The 15,019-nt window shown below is 56.1% G+C and carries 11 protein-coding genes and 4 pseudogenes; 6 read left to right on the forward strand and 9 right to left on the reverse strand.

Annotated elements, in window-relative coordinates:
- Positions 1 to 5: 5 nt before the first annotated feature.
- The 5 genes and pseudogenes from glgA to JCM13995_RS01150 all read right to left on the reverse strand — a co-directional run bounded on the left by glgA (position 6) and on the right by JCM13995_RS01150 (position 6,903).
- Positions 6 to 1,438 (reverse strand): annotated as a pseudogene (glgA, locus tag JCM13995_RS01130) (glycogen synthase GlgA).
- Positions 1,431 to 3,330: pseudogene (gene glgB, locus JCM13995_RS01135) on the reverse strand (1,4-alpha-glucan branching protein GlgB). The pseudogenes glgA and glgB overlap by 8 nt, the downstream one beginning before the upstream one ends.
- 547 nt (positions 3,331 to 3,877) lie before the next feature.
- Positions 3,878 to 4,108 carry a hypothetical protein gene (locus tag JCM13995_RS01140; RefSeq protein WP_054661654.1) on the reverse strand — a complete coding sequence of 77 codons (231 nt, stop codon included), beginning with the start codon at positions 4,106 to 4,108 and terminating at the stop codon, positions 3,878 to 3,880.
- Positions 4,109 to 4,132: 24 nt separating this feature from the next.
- A complete protein-coding gene (locus JCM13995_RS01145) occupies positions 4,133 to 5,476 on the reverse strand; it encodes a PTS sugar transporter subunit IIC (RefSeq protein ID WP_054661657.1) in 1,344 nt (447 codons plus the stop codon).
- Between the two features lie 53 nt (positions 5,477 to 5,529).
- Positions 5,530 to 6,903 carry a glycoside hydrolase family 1 protein gene (locus JCM13995_RS01150; protein WP_054661660.1) on the reverse strand — a complete coding sequence of 458 codons (1,374 nt, stop codon included), beginning with the start codon at positions 6,901 to 6,903 and terminating at the stop codon, positions 5,530 to 5,532.
- Positions 6,904 to 7,087: 184 nt separating this feature from the next.
- On the opposite strand from JCM13995_RS01150, the gene JCM13995_RS15360 reads away from it, so the two are divergent.
- Together JCM13995_RS15360 and JCM13995_RS01155 are read left to right on the forward strand one after the other, a co-directional pair.
- Positions 7,088 to 7,333 carry a GntR family transcriptional regulator gene (locus JCM13995_RS15360; RefSeq protein WP_225350615.1) on the forward strand — a complete coding sequence of 82 codons (246 nt, stop codon included), beginning with the start codon at positions 7,088 to 7,090 and terminating at the stop codon, positions 7,331 to 7,333.
- Positions 7,334 to 7,403: 70 nt separating this feature from the next.
- Positions 7,404 to 7,814 (forward strand): GntR family transcriptional regulator, encoded by a 411-nt coding sequence (locus JCM13995_RS01155; protein WP_263849527.1) that lies wholly within the window; start codon positions 7,404 to 7,406, stop codon positions 7,812 to 7,814.
- Positions 7,815 to 7,986: 172 nt separating this feature from the next.
- Here JCM13995_RS01155 and JCM13995_RS18150 read toward each other — a convergent pair whose 3' ends face one another.
- The 4 genes from JCM13995_RS18150 to JCM13995_RS01165 are packed head-to-tail and all read right to left on the reverse strand — an operon-like array spanning position 7,987 to position 10,291.
- Positions 7,987 to 8,373 (reverse strand): GlgC family sugar phosphate nucleotidyltransferase, encoded by a 387-nt coding sequence (locus JCM13995_RS18150; RefSeq protein ID WP_225350616.1) that lies wholly within the window; start codon positions 8,371 to 8,373, stop codon positions 7,987 to 7,989.
- 13 nt (positions 8,374 to 8,386) lie between these two features.
- A complete protein-coding gene (locus JCM13995_RS18155) occupies positions 8,387 to 8,566 on the reverse strand; it encodes a hypothetical protein (RefSeq protein ID WP_225350617.1) in 180 nt (59 codons plus the stop codon).
- Between the two features lie 16 nt (positions 8,567 to 8,582).
- Complete coding sequence (locus tag JCM13995_RS18160) at positions 8,583 to 9,152, reverse strand: sugar phosphate nucleotidyltransferase (protein WP_225350618.1); 570 nt, start codon at positions 9,150 to 9,152, stop codon at positions 8,583 to 8,585.
- The gene (locus JCM13995_RS01165) at positions 9,149 to 10,291 is read right to left on the reverse strand and encodes a glucose-1-phosphate adenylyltransferase (RefSeq protein ID WP_054661663.1); all 1,143 of its coding nucleotides are present in this window, start codon (positions 10,289 to 10,291) and stop codon (positions 9,149 to 9,151) included. The genes JCM13995_RS18160 and JCM13995_RS01165 overlap by 4 nt, the downstream gene beginning before the upstream one ends.
- Before the next feature lie 293 nt (positions 10,292 to 10,584).
- Between JCM13995_RS01165 and spxB the strand changes: the two are divergent.
- The 4 genes and pseudogenes from spxB to JCM13995_RS01185 all read left to right on the forward strand — a co-directional run.
- A pseudogene (spxB, locus tag JCM13995_RS01170) lies at positions 10,585 to 12,404 on the forward strand (pyruvate oxidase).
- A gap of 193 nt (positions 12,405 to 12,597) precedes the next feature.
- Positions 12,598 to 13,323 (forward strand): annotated as a pseudogene (locus JCM13995_RS01175) (NUDIX domain-containing protein).
- A 97-nt stretch (positions 13,324 to 13,420) separates the two neighbouring features.
- Positions 13,421 to 14,251, forward strand: a complete 831-nt coding sequence (nadC, locus tag JCM13995_RS01180; RefSeq protein WP_054661666.1) for a carboxylating nicotinate-nucleotide diphosphorylase — start codon at positions 13,421 to 13,423, stop codon at positions 14,249 to 14,251.
- A 242-nt stretch (positions 14,252 to 14,493) separates the two neighbouring features.
- The coding region (locus JCM13995_RS01185; RefSeq protein WP_156314270.1) for an alpha/beta hydrolase at positions 14,494 to 15,019 on the forward strand (526 nt) is incomplete at its 3' end.

Consider the following 15,019-nt stretch of genomic DNA (forward strand, 5'->3'; position numbering starts at 1 on the left):
ATTTTCTACAGCTGGCGGTAGGTTGCAAGGTAATCCTTGGCCGCATGCGTCCAATCAAAGTCCTGGGCCATGGCCTGCTGCTGCAGCTGCAAGTACACCTTGGGTTGATCACGCCAGATCTTGGCCGCACGCACCAGTGTCTCGCCCAGCACTTGCGGCGTAAAATCGTAATACGAAAAACCGGTGCCGCGGCCAGTGGTCGCGTCGTACGCCTGCACGGAATCGCGCAGGCCGCCGGTTTCGTGGACAATCGGCAGCGTGCCGTAACGCATGGCCATCATCTGCGCCAGCCCGCTGGGCTCAAAGGCACTGGGCATGACGAAAAAGTCGGCCCCACCATAAATTTTTTGGGCCAAGCCTTCGTCGAACCGAACCAGACTGGCCACTTTGCCGGCAAAGCGGTCGCGCAGGTGGTTGAAGCCCTCTTCCAAATCACTGTCGCCGGTCCCCAGCATGACCACCTGAAGGTCTTCGCCTGGGAGCAGCTGCGCCAGGGCCATCAGCAGCTGATCGACGCCCTTTTGCCGCGTCAGCCGCGACACGATGCCAAACAGCGGCACACTGCGCTGCGGCAGGCCCACCGTTTTCTGCAAGTCGCGCTTATCCTTGGCCTTGTCCCTGACCGTTTTCGCCGAGAACGGCACCTTGAGATTTCTGTCCTTGGCCGGATCGTACAGTTTGGTGTCAATGCCGTTCAAAATCCCCGCAGCTTCCAGTTCTGACGACGCAGGCTGCCGTCGAGCTGCTGGCCAAATGCCGGGGTCTGAATCTCCTGCGCATACGACGGGCTGACCGTGGTGATCAGGTCAGCAAAATTGATTCCGCCTTTAAGCCAGTTGACTTGGCCGTCCTGAGCAAACCCGTCGTCGTTGAAATACTGCCGCCCAATGCCGAAAACCGTGTCCAGAATGCTGGCCGGGAACCACCCCTGAAACTGCAGATTGTGAATGGTCAGTTCCGTTTTGATGCCTTGGTAGGCCTCGATCCAGGCGTACTTGTCGCGCAGCAGCACCGGAATGAAGGCAGTGTGCCAGTCGTTGACGTGCAAGACGTCGGGAATAAAGTCCAGCACCTGCAGCATCTCAATAACGGCCATCTGGAAAAAGCCGAAGCGGCCGCCGTCGTCCCAGTAGCCGTAAAGCCCGTCCCGGCCGAAAAACTCCTCGTTGTCGATCAGGTAGTACGGCACGCCGTTCAAGTTCAGGGTCTTCACGCCGACGTACTTGGCATGCCCGCCCACCTGCACCGTAAATTGCGCCAGATTCTTCAGCTTGGCCGCGTATTGCGCCGGCAGCAGTTGGCCATAAAAAGGCAGGACCACGCGCACATCGACGCCGGCTTTGTGCAGCGCCTGGGGCAGCGCATAGGCTACGTCGCCCAGCCCCCCGGTTTTATAAAACGGCGCGCCCTCCGCGGCCGCAAATAAGACTTTAGTCATTTTGTGTCACCTCCAAGGAATCCTCCCTGCGAATTCTTTCTGTCAGCGGCTTGATCAACAGCGCCCCCATTGCTGGCAGCACCACTTCGACACTATCCGGCTGGCCGCGCTCAGGCTGACCGCGCGTACGCAAAATCCGCTGCAGGTGCGTCCAAGTGCCGCCGAACCGCGCGCTTTCGGTGTTCAGCACGATTTCATAGGTCCCGGCATGGGGCACCGGGACGATGAAGGCATCACGCTGCTCTGGCAAAAGGTTCAGCACCACGATCATGCAAGCCCCCGCCTTACCGCGCCGTTCGTACACGATCACGTCGCTGCGATCCCCGATGGTGATCTGGATCCCGTCTGCTTGAAAATCTTTCTGCCACAGCGCCGGCGTGCCCTGATAGAGGTGATTCAAGCAGTGGTGAAGGTCTGCATTTTCGCGTTCAGCGGGTCCTTTAAATCCACCCACTCCAGCTGGCTCCAGTCGCGCCACTCGAGGAACTGCCCCCACTCGCTGCCCATAAACAAAAGCTTTTTCCCGGGAAAGGTCATTTGCCAAACGGCCATGGTGCGCAGGTTAGCAAACTGGTTGTACCGATCCCCCGGCATTTTGTGCATCAACGATTTTTTCCCGTGCACCACCTCGTCATGAGAAAACGGCAGAATGAACTGCTCATTTTGCATGTACACCCAGGAAAACGTCAGCTGATCGATGTGCGCTTGCCGCGCGTACGGGTCGGTACTGAAGTACTTCAGGGTGTCGTTCATCCAGCCCATGCTCCACTTGTAGTTGAATCCCAGCCCACCGGCAATGATTGGCGCGGAGACCTTAGGGTAGTCGGAGCTTTCCTCCGCGATCATCAACACGTCCGGGTGGGCAGCGAATACTTCAGTATTGAGCCGCTTCAAAAAAATCCGTGCCTTCCAGGTTCTCGCGGCCCCCGAAGCGATTGCGATCATGCGCTTTGCCGGCATCGTAATCCATGTACAGCATGTTTGACACGGCATCGACGCGCAGCCCGTCGAGGTGGCACCAGTCCAGCCAGAACATTGCCGAAGACAGCAGAAAGCTTTGCACCTGCGCCTTGCCCAGATCAAAGTTCCAGGTGCCCCACCGGACATTATCGGCACGGTGAGGATCAGCGTACTCAAAGGTCGGCGTGCCGTCGAACTGCGCCAGCGTGTCGGTGTTGCGGATAAAATGGCCCGGCACCCAGTCCATGATCACTCCCAGGCCCAGTTGGTGCGCGGCGTCAATGAACGCCAGAAAATCCTGGGGTGGCCCAAACCGGCTGGTCGGGGCAAAATAACCCATCAGCTGATACCCCCAGCTGGCGTCCAGCAGGTGCTCCATCAGCGGCATGAGCTCCAGGTGCGTGTAACCCAGTTTTTTCACGTAAGGCAGGATTTCATCGATTGCCTCTAGGTAGGTCAGGTAACTGCCGTCCGCGTGCCGTTTGAACGAGCCAGGTGCACCTCGTAAATGTTGAGCGGCCGGTCGTAGGAGCGATGCGCACCGCGCCCGGCCAACCAGGCGCCATCCCGCCAGACCCGCCGCGGCAAGTCGGCCAACCTAGCCGCGGTGCCGGGCTTTTTTCGAAGGCAAACGCGTACGGATCGATCTTCTCGACGATTTCGCCAGTGCGGGTCGTCATCTGAATTTTGTACAGCTGTCCCGCCACGCCTTGGTGCTCGCCCCGCCAGCAGCCCGTCGCGCCCAACTTAGATAGGGGCACCGGCTGCCAGCCCGAGAACTCGCCAACAACCGCAACGGCTTGCGCGTGCGGCGCCCACACCAAAAACTGCCAGTCATCAGACCCGACTCGATGCGCGCCGAAGCGCCTGAAACTCTGATTATCCTGACCACGGTTAAACAAGTACAGCCACTCGGCAAGCTCCTCGTCCATGCCTTCGCCCCCTTTTCACCGCGAGTATACCATGTAAGCGAAATCAATAGAGAAATAAGGACTCGCGTATGGACGGGCTATCAAAATGAAGGCACGACAAAGACACCACTCCTTTCGAAATGGTGTCCCGTGCCACCGAATCTCCCCGGTGGCTTTTTATTGCGAGGTCATCCCCCGCCTGCTATCCCCGTTGCGTTACCGCTTCGGGTCGCTTTGTTAAGTTAGGAAAGTGATAGCAGCATCCTGCCATGCGTCCTGAAAGGACCCCATACGTTGAGGTATGGTCTTCATAGCCAACCAGCTGGCGGCTCAGCACGCCGGGTCAACCTCACAGTGAGGTCGGAGTGCCCGGTAGTTGGCGAGTGGTGCTGATGGGGTTGTTCCTGCCCCACCCACTCGTCATCCAAAGATAGTATTGCACACAATGAAACCGCTGTCAACTATTTATTTTGACCAAGCAAAAATATTTTTCCGGCGACCTTTTCGGCTGACCAAATCGCAGACAGCAAAACAGCCCGCTACTTTTGCAGCGGACTGCTTGTTGGTGTTAATGCCACCGGTGATGTTTGTCAATCCGATTGGCGACCCGTTCAGGATCGCGAATGGTTTGGACAATTTCATAGATAAAGTACGCGCAGATGGCAAACGTCGAAAGGGTCACAATGCCCCAGCCGAAACGGCTGATGTCATTGATTGCCAGCATCAGCATCAATACCGCACCAGCGATACTGATCCAGATGCGCCGTGGATTGCCAGCGGCAGGTTTCCTTTTCTCCATGTCTACCCTCCTTCGCACGTTTAACTAAGCTTCAGCAGAATCTGCTTCGTCCATCTTGGCTTCCTGAGCAGCAACCCGCTCGGAAATCTTCATGAATGGCAGGTAAAGCAGAACCCCAACGGCGATGACGATGATCTGAACAACGACCGCACGCCAGTCACCAGCAGTGGCGAGCCAAGGGCCGATAATCGGCGGTGTGGTCCAAGGAACCAGAACAACCATTCTGGAGATCAAGTTGAAGTACGTTGCGTAGTAACCGATTAACGTCCCGATAATTGGGAACAGAACGAACGGAATCATCATTGGCAGGTTAAAGACGATTGGATAGCCGAAGATCATGGGTTCGTTAATGTTGAAGATCCCAGGCCCGAGAGACAAAGCCGCGACCTGACGGGATGACTTTACTTTACTGAACAGCAGGATCGCGATGATCAGCGAAATGGTGGAACCAGAGCCGCCGACCAAGGTGAAACTGGAAACAAAACTGGTGTTGATGATGTAAGGAATCGCCTTGTGAGCAGCATAAGCCGCCATGTTCTGGTTCATGTTGATCAGAACCAGCGGATCGAGCAGAGAGCCGGAAAGGACGGTCTGGTGAATCCCGAAGGTGAACAGCAAGTTGGCAAAGAAGTAAATGACACAGTAGCCAACCAGACTAGTGTTAAACCCACGCAGAGGCTCCTGAATCCAGGTCTTGATCAAACCGATCAGGTCGGAGTTGAAGATCCCGGAAAGCAGCGCGGTGATGATCGCGAAGCAGGACATCAGGATCAAGGCCGGAATCAAAACACTGAATGACGCCGAAACAGCCGGCGGAATGTTTTCGCCCAGGTGAATCTGCAGTTTCTTAACGTTGGCAAGCTTGACAAAGATGGTCGTGGCAACCAAGCCAACGATGATCCCACCAAACATGCCTTGGGTGCCTGTCCACAGTGTGGAGTACCCACCGGTGACTGTAACGCTCTTGCCGGCCAGTGTGGTCAGCGGCACGGATTGTGGCATAACGATGAACGTGCAGGCCAGTGACATCGCAGCGGCAGCGATGCCGTTGTCGAAGTTCATATTCTTAGCCAGGCAGTACCCAATCATTGGTGCGACCAGGACACCGGCGACGTTCAACGTCCCATTAGTAATGGCGTTGCCGAACACCTGCCATTTGGCAAGTGTGGCACCTTTAAACAACCAGACGAACACAGTGTTGTTAAGCATTGTGCCCAGGCCGGCGATAATGAAGACCGGCAGGATGACAGCGAACGCATCACGCAATGAGCGCAAATACAGCAGGTTGCCAAACTTGACCGCGATCTCCGTAAACTTGTTCAAGAAGGCATTGTTCTGCAACTTCTCGGACGAGGTCTCTTTGGCCATAAATAATCCCCCTTTTTCATACTGATAAAACACGGAAAAAATAGCTAGATGCTTTAACTCAGATCCGCACCATTGGTTTCGATCACGTGCTTGAACCAGGCGTATGACTTCTTCGGGACCCGCTTAAGATCCTTCAGATCTGAGTTGGTGCGGTTGACATAGACCATGCCGTAACGCTTGTCCATGTTGCCGCTGGAGCTAGGAATATCGATCAGGCCCCAGCCGAGGTAGCCGATGACCTTGACGCCATCTTCATACACAGCATCCTTGAGCGCTTGAATGTGCACGCGGTGATAGTCGATCCGGTAGTCATCCTGGATCTCCTTGCCGGTGTAGTGCTCGCGAACGCCGATCCCATTTTCAATCGGGAACATCGGCACGTGGTACTGATCGTAAACTTTGGTGAGAATGTCGCGGAAGCCGAGCGGATCAACATTCCAGCCCCACTCGTTGACCTGCAGCCCGGGCACTTGCTCGGAGCCGTAGTCGAGATAGTGGTTGACAATCGTGTTGATCGGCACCTTGTCGGAATTGATCTGACCGGACCGGTAGTAGGAAAAGGCGATGAAATCGCTGTTCAGCTGCTTGAATGCGGCCTTGTCGGCGTCGGTAAAGTCCATGTCGATGCCATGGTTCTTGACGAAGGTCATGACTTCCGTGGAGTACTGGCCGTTAATGAACACGTCCAGCAAATTCTTGTTGAAAAACTCATCGATCTGGCGCGCGTAGAGAATGTCGCGCGGGTTGGAGCTGGCCGGGTAAACCTCACTGTAGGCGAGCATGCCACCGATTTTGGCGTTGGAATGCTCGTGCAGGTAATTGGCGACCTCGGCGTGGGCGACCATCACGTGGTGGGAAATGGTGTACAAAGCGGAGTCGCTCCGTTCACCATCTAGGTCACCCGCGATGCGGTACGCGTCAGGCATAAAGTAGAGGTTTTGCTCGTTGAACGTGATCCAGTACGGAACCCGTTTTGCGAACTCATCGACCATCTTCTTGCCGTAGCGCACAAACGCCTCAACAACATGGCGGCTAGCGAAACCGTTATACTTCTCGGCTAACGCCAGTGGCATGTCGAAGTGGTACAGGCAAATCATCGGGGTGATCCCGGCCTTGATGAGCTTATCGATCAAGTCGGAATAGAATTTAATTCCTTCCTCGTTGAAGTCGCCATCGCCGGTCGGGCAGACCCGGCTCCAGGAAATCTGGAACCGGTAAGCATTCATGCCCTGATCGGCCATGAGCTTAATGTCCTCGTCGTAGCGGTGGTAATCGTCAATGGCAACGTGCCAGTCCGAAGCGTCCTTCGAAGCTGGGCGGTCGTCGTACACCGACTTGCCCTTGCCGCCTTCATTCCAGCCGCCTTCTGTCTGCATGCTGGAAGTGGAATTGCCCCATAAAAATCCGTTCGGTAAAGCTTGACTCATACTGCGCAGCCTCCTAATCATTTCTTGGATCCGGTTACATTATGGCGCTTTCATTTGACCGTGTAAACACTTTTTTTTATATTTGTGTATACTTTTATTTTGAAAAGAGGAAACAGCTGACCTTTCAGGCGCTGTGTCGTACAATCAAAGTGAGAAGATAAAACAATAGGAAGGGGACGCTTGCATGTACAAATACCAGCAGATCGCGCAGTCGCTCCTGAAGATGTTCACTGATGGCACGTATGCCCCTGGCGCGCTACTCCCCGATCAGGAGCAGCTGGCCAAGCAGTTTCACACCACGCGCATCACGATTCGCAAGGCGATCCAGCTCCTGATCGTCGAAGGCGTGGTTTACTCGAAACGCGGCGCCGGCACATTTTGCGCAAAGATTACCAGCCAGCCCGCAAAACGAAATTTCCCCCATCGATAAACCGTTAGGGACCACAGCCACCAAACCGGGCCATCAGGTCACGAGCAAGATTCTCGGCTTCACCGCACGCATGCCTAACGAGCGCGAAAAGGACGCTTTGGTCATCTGCCCCACGGATCCGGTTTACGTCATCGACCGGGTCCGCTATGTTGACCAGAAACTTTTCTCGTACGAGCACACAATCATGCCCACGGCGGTCATGCCGATCACCGAGGACATCTTGCACGGCTCGATTTACGCCGCGCTGCGGGCCCACGGCATTTCGATTGCCGGCTCGCACCGCACGGTTTACGCCATCAAGGCCACCGCAACGGACGTCAAGGCCATTGGCGCCAAGCGCAACGACCCCGTTTTGGTGATTCAGCAGGTCAGCTACACGATTGAAGGTGAACCGTTCGAGTTTTCGGAGAGCCACTTTCCGTATCAAACCGCCAGCGTCACCGCTGATGTCGAACTCGACCCGCGGCAGCCAGCCAAATAACCAGCTGAGGCATACAGCTTGTTTCGCCCAAAACGCAAGTACCGCTGCGCCACGATTCGTTTTTAAAATCGCGGTGCAGCGGTATCTGTGTGCTTGGGTGTGGCTTTATGGCCCGCGCCGATGTCATTGATGGATATCTGATGGATATCTCGCGCCCTTATTTCGTGGCCGATCACGCTGGCTGCGGCGTCAAGTCAGACGTTTTCAAAATGGTCCGGTTTTTGCCAATCACCAGTGGCGCCTCAGGCTTGCCCTCAAGCTGAAGGTTGGGGCCGATCACCACGCCCTTGTCGAGAATCGCGTACTTGACGGTCGAGCCGGTAGAAATTTTGGCGCCTTGCATAACGATGCTGTGGTCAACGGTCGCCCCTTGGTGGACCACGACACTGCGCGAAATGACGCTGTGCGTAATTTTGCCTTCAACGTATGCGCCGGTGCCCAGCAAGGCGTCGCTCACTTCTGCACCACGGGCAAAGAAGGTCGGCACCTCGTTTTTACTTTTCGTCAACACCGGCACTGCCGAGAACATCAGCGACTGGTAGTTCGCATCGTCCAGCATCCCCAGACTGGCCTCAAAAAAAGCGTTGCATACTGGAGACGCGCGCCAAATAGCCGGTGTACTCAAAGGCATTCGCGTTATTGGCCAGCACGTAATCGCGCAGCAGCTCCGGCAGCGTCACCAGGGTCTGAGAGCCGGCGGCAACGTCTAACAGATCGATTAGATCCGCGGTGGCGAGCAGGTACGTATCCATGAAGGCCGGCACCGTGTCACTCAGACGCTCGCGGCGGTCTTTTTTGGCGCAGGATCGCGCTGGCGGTGCCCTGCTCGGACAAAGTCAGCGTCCAGTCGTCCGGGGTAATGTCTTGCGCCGGCAGTTTCTTGTACACCAGCGTGATCGGCGCATCGCCGGCCTGGTGATAAGCCAAGACAGCCGCGAGATCGACTGACGCGATGTTGCTGCTGCCGATGATCACGGTGTAAGTCGAGCCGCTACGGCGCAGAAAAGTTGTGTAGTCATCGTAGTAGCGCTGGCGCAACGCGGGATCGCTGTAGTCGCGCGTGGCGATGTACGGAAACATGAACACCCCGCCCTGAATCAGGTCAAGGTTCCAGGAAGCCCCATCGCGAATATGATCTTGCACCGACCGCGCCGACTGCGGCATGAACAGCCCGACGCTGTGGACTCCGGCATGAGTGACCGCACTGAGCGGAAAATCGATCAGGCGGTAGCGCCCGGCAAACGGCAGCGTGCCGACCGGCCGGTTGGCGGTCAGCGGCAGCAGCGCCTCGCCATCTTCATTCAGGTCGATGACGGCGCTCAGTTCTCCTTGTGTCATGCTTTCTCCTTTCTGCCCACGGCTTCCCCGTACCCGACAACGGCGATGCCTTCGGGCTTGCCGATCACCTCGCCGTTATCCCCAACAATGGCATTCTCGCCGATGATGGCGTGGTCGATGGTGACATTTTTGCCGATGGTGGCGTTGGGCATGATCATTGAATCCTTCACCGTACTGCCCTCGCCGACACGCACACTTTGCGACAGCACACTGTGATCCACCGTCCCTGCGATGTAAGAACCGTCCGTGAGCATCGAGCGCGAAACTTTCGCCGTTTTGGTCAGAAACATCGGCGGCAGCGGCTCGGTTTGCGAAAAGATCCGCCAGCTGCGGTTAGCAATGTTCAGCGAATTGGTCGGCGACAGAAATTCCATATTGGCCTCCCACAGCGACTGGATCGTCCCGACGTCCTTCCAGTAGCCATGGAACGCGTACGCGTATGTCGGCTCGTTGTGCGCCAGGTACGCTGGGATCACATCGTTGCCGAAGTCCTCCATTTTGCCGTCTGTCGCATAGCTTTCGGTCAGGTAACGGCGCAAGGTCGGCCAGTTAAAAATGTAAATGCCCATCGAGGCCAGATTGGATTTGGGTTCCTTAGGCTTTTCTTGAAATTCGATAATGCGGTCCGTGTCATCGGTGTTCATGATCCCAAACCGCGGCGCATCTGCCTTGGGCACCGGCATCACGGCCACCGTTAGCGCCGCCTTCTTCAGCTTATGGGCGCGCAGCATCCGGCCGTAGTCCATTTTGTAAATGTGATCGCCCGACAGCACTAGGAGATAGTCCGGATCGTAGGAGTCGATGTAGGCGATATTTTGGTAAATTGCGTGCGCAGTGCCTTCGAAAAACTTTTCCCCTTCGCTGGACGCGTACGGCTGCAAAATCGTGACCCCGGCGCCGGCAACGTTGAGCCCCCACGCCGCCCCATTTTGGACGTGGCGGTTGAGCTCAAGCGGCTGATACTGCGTGACCACCCCAACGGTATCGACCCCGGAGTTGGCCAAGTTGCTCAACGTAAAATCGATGATCCGATAACGGCCCCCAAACGGCACAGACGGTTTCGCAGTGGTACGGGTCAGTTTGCCCAAGCGCGTCCCCTGCCCACCGGCTAGGATCATCCCCAACATTTCAGTGCGCATATTGCTCTCCCTCCTTGGCGGCGAGGCCCCTGCCTCCCAGTGAAACAGCACGCCTCGCGGATTCAATTGAAGCGTAGCACCGATTGAAGCGCTTACCTAGCAAAACGACTTGACCAGTTTAAAACTCCCGCCGGCGCTCAACCTGCCTGCCATGCCTCTTATTGCCTGGCCGGTCGATAAAAAGTTTTGTGACACAATTGGTTAAAACTGTTGCAACCGTTTTCTTGAGATGATACATTGTAAACGTAGTAATTGCCTACAATCGTTATTAAATCCACATAAGGAAGTGCGCGATCATGACAAACACAGTTCCCGCAAGTGTTGCAATGCTGAAGTGCTTGAGGCTTGGGGTGTCAAGCATATTTATGGCTACCCAGGCGGCTCGTTTAACTCCACCATGTCCGCCTTGGAGCAGGAAAAAGCGACCATCAAATACATTCAAGTGCGCCACGAACAGGTGGGCGCCCTGGCTGCGAGTGCCGACGCCAAGCTGACTGGCAAGGTCGCCGTGACTTTTGGGTCCGCCGGTCCCGGCGCCACTAACCTGCTGACAGGCCTTTACGACGCACGCGAGGATCACGCGCCGGTCCTGGCCTTGGTCGGCCAGGTGCCGCACGACAAGATGAACTACAACTTCTTTCAGGAGTTTGATGAAGGCCCGATGTTCGCGGACGTTGCCGCTTACTGCCGGACCGTCATGACCCCGGAAAGTCTGCCTTACGTCGTCGACAAAGCCATCCGTGAAGCCTATAAGAACCGCGGCGTGGCCGTGGTCATTATTCCCAACGACTTTGGTTACGCGCAGATTCCGGATGTGCCATACAAGTCCACCAGCGTCTGACCGCAAGCCGCAGCCCGAGCCACTGGCCACCGACGCGAGGTTGACCAAGTCTTGGCGATGGTCGCGGCGGCAAAGCGCCCGGTCTTTCACGTCGGGCGCGGGATTCGTCAAGGCGGGCCCAAGCTGATCGAACTATCCCAAAAGCTGCAGATCCCAATCATTCAAACCGGTTTGACCAAAGGCATGATCGACGAGGATTACGAAGGAAACATTGGGTTTGTCAACCGCGCCGGTTCAAAGTCGGCCAACGAAATCATGGACATTGCCGATTTGGTCATTGCGCTGGGCGCCGATTTTCCGTTCGCCAACAACGTCTACACGCGCCACGACTTCAAGTTCATCCAGGTGGATAACGACGAAGCCGAGTTTGGCCGCCACCATTACATCGACCTGGGCATCTGGAGTGATGCGACCCAGTTCGTTGAAAAAATGCTGACCCGCGCCACGGCGGTCGCCCCGACCCCGTTTTTCAAGGCTGCCGTGGCCGACAACCGTAACTGGCAGGGCTACCTTCAAAAACTGGCCACCCGCGAAACCGCCCCACTAGAATTTGAACCCCTTTACCAGGCACTTAACCAGGTGACAAATCCGCAAACCGTGGTCGCCCTGGACGTTGGCGACAACACGATCAACCTGCTGCGCTATTTGAAGGTCACGCCGACGAACAAGTGGACCGTATCTGCCCTGTTTGCCTCGATGGGCGCGGGGATCCCGGGCGCGATCGCCGGGGCCCTCGAATATCCGGACCGGCAAATCGTGTCAATTTCCGGCGATGGGGCCTTTTCCATGGTCATGCAGGATCTCATCACGGAGAAGAAGTATCACCTGCCAATTCTCAACATTGTGACCTCGAACACCACCCTGGGGTTCATTCGCGATGAACAGGCCGACATTCCAGGGATGCATGATTACTCGGGAATCGACCTTGAGGATCAGGACTTCCAGAAAATCGCGGCAGGCATGGGCATCGAAGGTGCCACGGTCACCAAATCAAGCGAGCTTGCGGCCGCCTTCGCCAAGGCCATTGAAGTCACCAGCGCCGGGCGGCCGTTCGTCCTCAACGCCAAGATCACGTTGAAGCGCGGCTTCCCAGTCGAAGCGCTGAAGGTGAAGATTGTCGACGGCAGGGTTCAGGAAACCGTCGCGCCGGAGTTCAACGCCAATGACGCCGAACAGTCCGTCGCCACGCTTGACGACCTGTTTGCCTACTACGACGGTGAAGAGCTGAAGCCGCTGCAGTACTTCCTTGATCAGGAAAGGGTTCAGCTTTAGGATCACCGCACTACCCTTTGATTGTTCACACTTTTGCCGAAGTGAGCCGACTGCCTTGGACAGTCGGTTTTTTTCTTGCTTCAACACCTGCCTCCAATCAGCGCCTAATGGCAGCCTGCGCTTTAGTGAACGCGCTTTGAGATTGCGGAAAACAATTGGCGCGCTTAAACTGAGCCTGTTAAGGAGGTTCAAAATGACGACGCTTGCTCATCCCTTGATCACGATCACCAACATTATTTGGAGTTTTGACCCCGCCACAAAGCAGGTGAATGTCCTGCTGATCAAACGCAGCGACCAGCCGTTTGCCGGGTATTGGGCACTCCCGGAAACTGCCATGCGAGAGGGCGAAAGCGCCCATGAAGCCGCTTTGCGCCTCGTTCGCGAGAAAATTGGCTTACGCCTTGACGCCGGTTATGCCGAGCAGTTAGCCACCTTTACGGCTGCCGACCGCGACCCCAGTGAACGCGCGTTATCGTTGAGTTACATGATCTACTTGCCGCAACGCCCGCCCTTGGTGCCTGGCCCAGGTGCCAGCGATGCTGAGTGGTTTGCCTTGAGCCGCCAACCGGGCGGTATCTTTACCTTCAACTACCAGCGGCTTCGTTTTTACTCTTTAAAAGCTGACGAATACCTGACTGATCAAACCCCGACGACCGGCTTGGCGTTCGACCATAATTGGATCTTGACCGTTGCGTGCAGCAGAATTCGCAACAAACTCGACTACCAGCACAATTTTGTTCATTCTTGGCGACAGTTTCACGCTCAAACAGGCCCGACTGATTTTTGCCGAATTCGGCCGCATCGAACCAGACAACTCCAACTTCTTGCGGAACCACGCGGCAATGCTGAAGCTACCGGTGTGACCGCTAAAGCGGGCGTCGGCCGACCGTCAAAAACCTATGTCTTGACACTGCGCTAGCCCAGGCGTAGCGTTACCTTGATTGATAAAAGTAAATTGCACTTTTATTGCGGTGAAAACGGTCATGGTACCGTTGTCTAGATGGGAGAATCAACACATGGGACTTGATTTTGAGCGTGTGGCTAAACCGCTGACTCGGTTTATTGATGAAGACTTGGGAACTGGCGACCTGACTGCACCGCTGCTGGGTGAACGGACAGCCACTGGATCGTTTCTCGCCAAAACAGCAGGTATCCTGTCAGGCAGCCAAATCCCTGATTTCTTGTACCGGCTATTGGGTCATCACGTGACCTACACCCCACTCATTGCAGATGGTGAGAAGCTTGAAGAAGGTACCATCATTGCCCGCGTCGAGGGCAGTATGGCAGACATTCTAGCCGCCGAACGCCTGAGCTTGAATCTGATGCAGCGGATGAGTGGGATTGCAACGGCGACGGCCCAAGCGGTGGCAACACTAGCTGATCCCAGCATCAACCTGCTGGACACCCGCAAAACGGCACCGGGGCTGCGCGTGTTTGACAAGTACGCAGTCCGTTGCGGCGGCGGCATTAATCACCGCTTCGGTCTTTATGACCTGGCCATGCTGAAGGATAACCACTGGGCAGCATTCGGCGACTTAGGTACGGCAATCACCCAGCTACGCCGCGCAATCGGCCCAACCAAAATGATTGAAGTCGAAGTCGAAACCCACGCAGAATTGCTGGCCGCAATCGCTGCTCAGGCCGACATCATCATGTTCGATAACCAAACCCCACAAACCGTGCGGGCTTGGCAGGCCCTAGTGCCGGATACCATTCAGACCGAGGTTTCCGGCGGGATCACGCTGGCAAATTTGCATGCGTATGCGGGTTCCGGGGTCACATCGCTCTCTTTGGGGTACCTGACGAATAGTGTCACCAACCTTGACATTAGTTTTAACCTAGACTAAAAAGTGGAGGCTGAGACACAAAGCGGTTTTAGCCCAAAACGCAGGCGTCCCTGCATCACGATTCGCGCTTCGAATCGAGATGCAGGGGCGTTTGCGTGTCTGGGCGTTGCTTTGTGGAACGCGACTAGGCTAATTTTGTCTAAGCCTGTTTAACACATTTTTCAACTTTACTAAGGTGCGCCAACGACTATTGCTTCACGCAGAGAATATCCGTAAGGTAAAGGCAACAGGGGGCGACAGACATGCGAAAACGGCTGATGATCCTTATGCTGGTCGTGATCACGGCGCTGGGACTCGGGCTGGCACCCGGGCACACACTACACGCCGCCACGGTGCGTCATGTCCCCACCCTGTACCTGCATGGCCATCGCGCGGGCCCCAACGCGATGAATGCGCTGATGCAGACTGCGGAGCGCGAGGACCACGCCACCAGTGTGCTGACCGCCACCGTCAACAACACCGGTCAGGTCACGTTCACCGGCAATTGGCCGGCGACCAGCCACCGGCCGCTGGTCAAGGTGGTCTTCCTGAACAATCGCACGCTACGCTACAATCGCATCTCGGATTGGCTGCGCGACGTCCTGATGGCACTGCAAAAGCAGTACGGCATCACTCGGTATAACGTTGTCGCCCACTCGTTGGGCAACGCCGCCGTCCTGTTTTACGAGCTGCGATACGGCCAATACCAGCAGCTGCCGCAGCTGCAAAAATACGTCGCCATCGCCGGCAACTTCGACGGCATCCCCGGCGTCCACCGGCCGCGGCGCA

It is taken from the genome of Lacticaseibacillus camelliae DSM 22697 = JCM 13995, assembly GCF_001311195.1.
GTDB lineage: Bacteria > Bacillota > Bacilli > Lactobacillales > Lactobacillaceae > Lacticaseibacillus > Lacticaseibacillus camelliae.

Excerpts from the sequence above, each read along its gene's own strand:
- JCM13995_RS15360 (WP_225350615.1), top strand. The coding sequence starts at position 7,088 with ATGTACAAATACCAGCAGATCGCGCAGTCGCTCCTGAAGATGTTCACT.
- nadC (WP_054661666.1), top strand. The coding sequence starts at position 13,421 with ATGGGACTTGATTTTGAGCGTGTGGCTAAACCGCTGACTCGGTTTATT.
- JCM13995_RS18160 (WP_225350618.1), bottom strand. The coding sequence starts at position 9,152 with ATGACACAAGGAGAACTGAGCGCCGTCATCGACCTGAATGAAGATGGC.
- JCM13995_RS18150 (WP_225350616.1), bottom strand. The coding sequence starts at position 8,373 with ATGCTGGACGATGCGAACTACCAGTCGCTGATGTTCTCGGCAGTGCCG.
- JCM13995_RS01165 (WP_054661663.1), bottom strand. The coding sequence starts at position 10,291 with ATGCGCACTGAAATGTTGGGGATGATCCTAGCCGGTGGGCAGGGGACG.
- JCM13995_RS01155 (WP_263849527.1), top strand. The coding sequence starts at position 7,404 with ATGCCTAACGAGCGCGAAAAGGACGCTTTGGTCATCTGCCCCACGGAT.
- JCM13995_RS18155 (WP_225350617.1), bottom strand. The coding sequence starts at position 8,566 with ATGGATACGTACCTGCTCGCCACCGCGGATCTAATCGATCTGTTAGAC.
- JCM13995_RS01150 (WP_054661660.1), bottom strand. The coding sequence starts at position 6,903 with ATGAGTCAAGCTTTACCGAACGGATTTTTATGGGGCAATTCCACTTCC.
- JCM13995_RS01140 (WP_054661654.1), bottom strand. The coding sequence starts at position 4,108 with ATGGAGAAAAGGAAACCTGCCGCTGGCAATCCACGGCGCATCTGGATC.
- JCM13995_RS01145 (WP_054661657.1), bottom strand. The coding sequence starts at position 5,476 with ATGGCCAAAGAGACCTCGTCCGAGAAGTTGCAGAACAATGCCTTCTTG.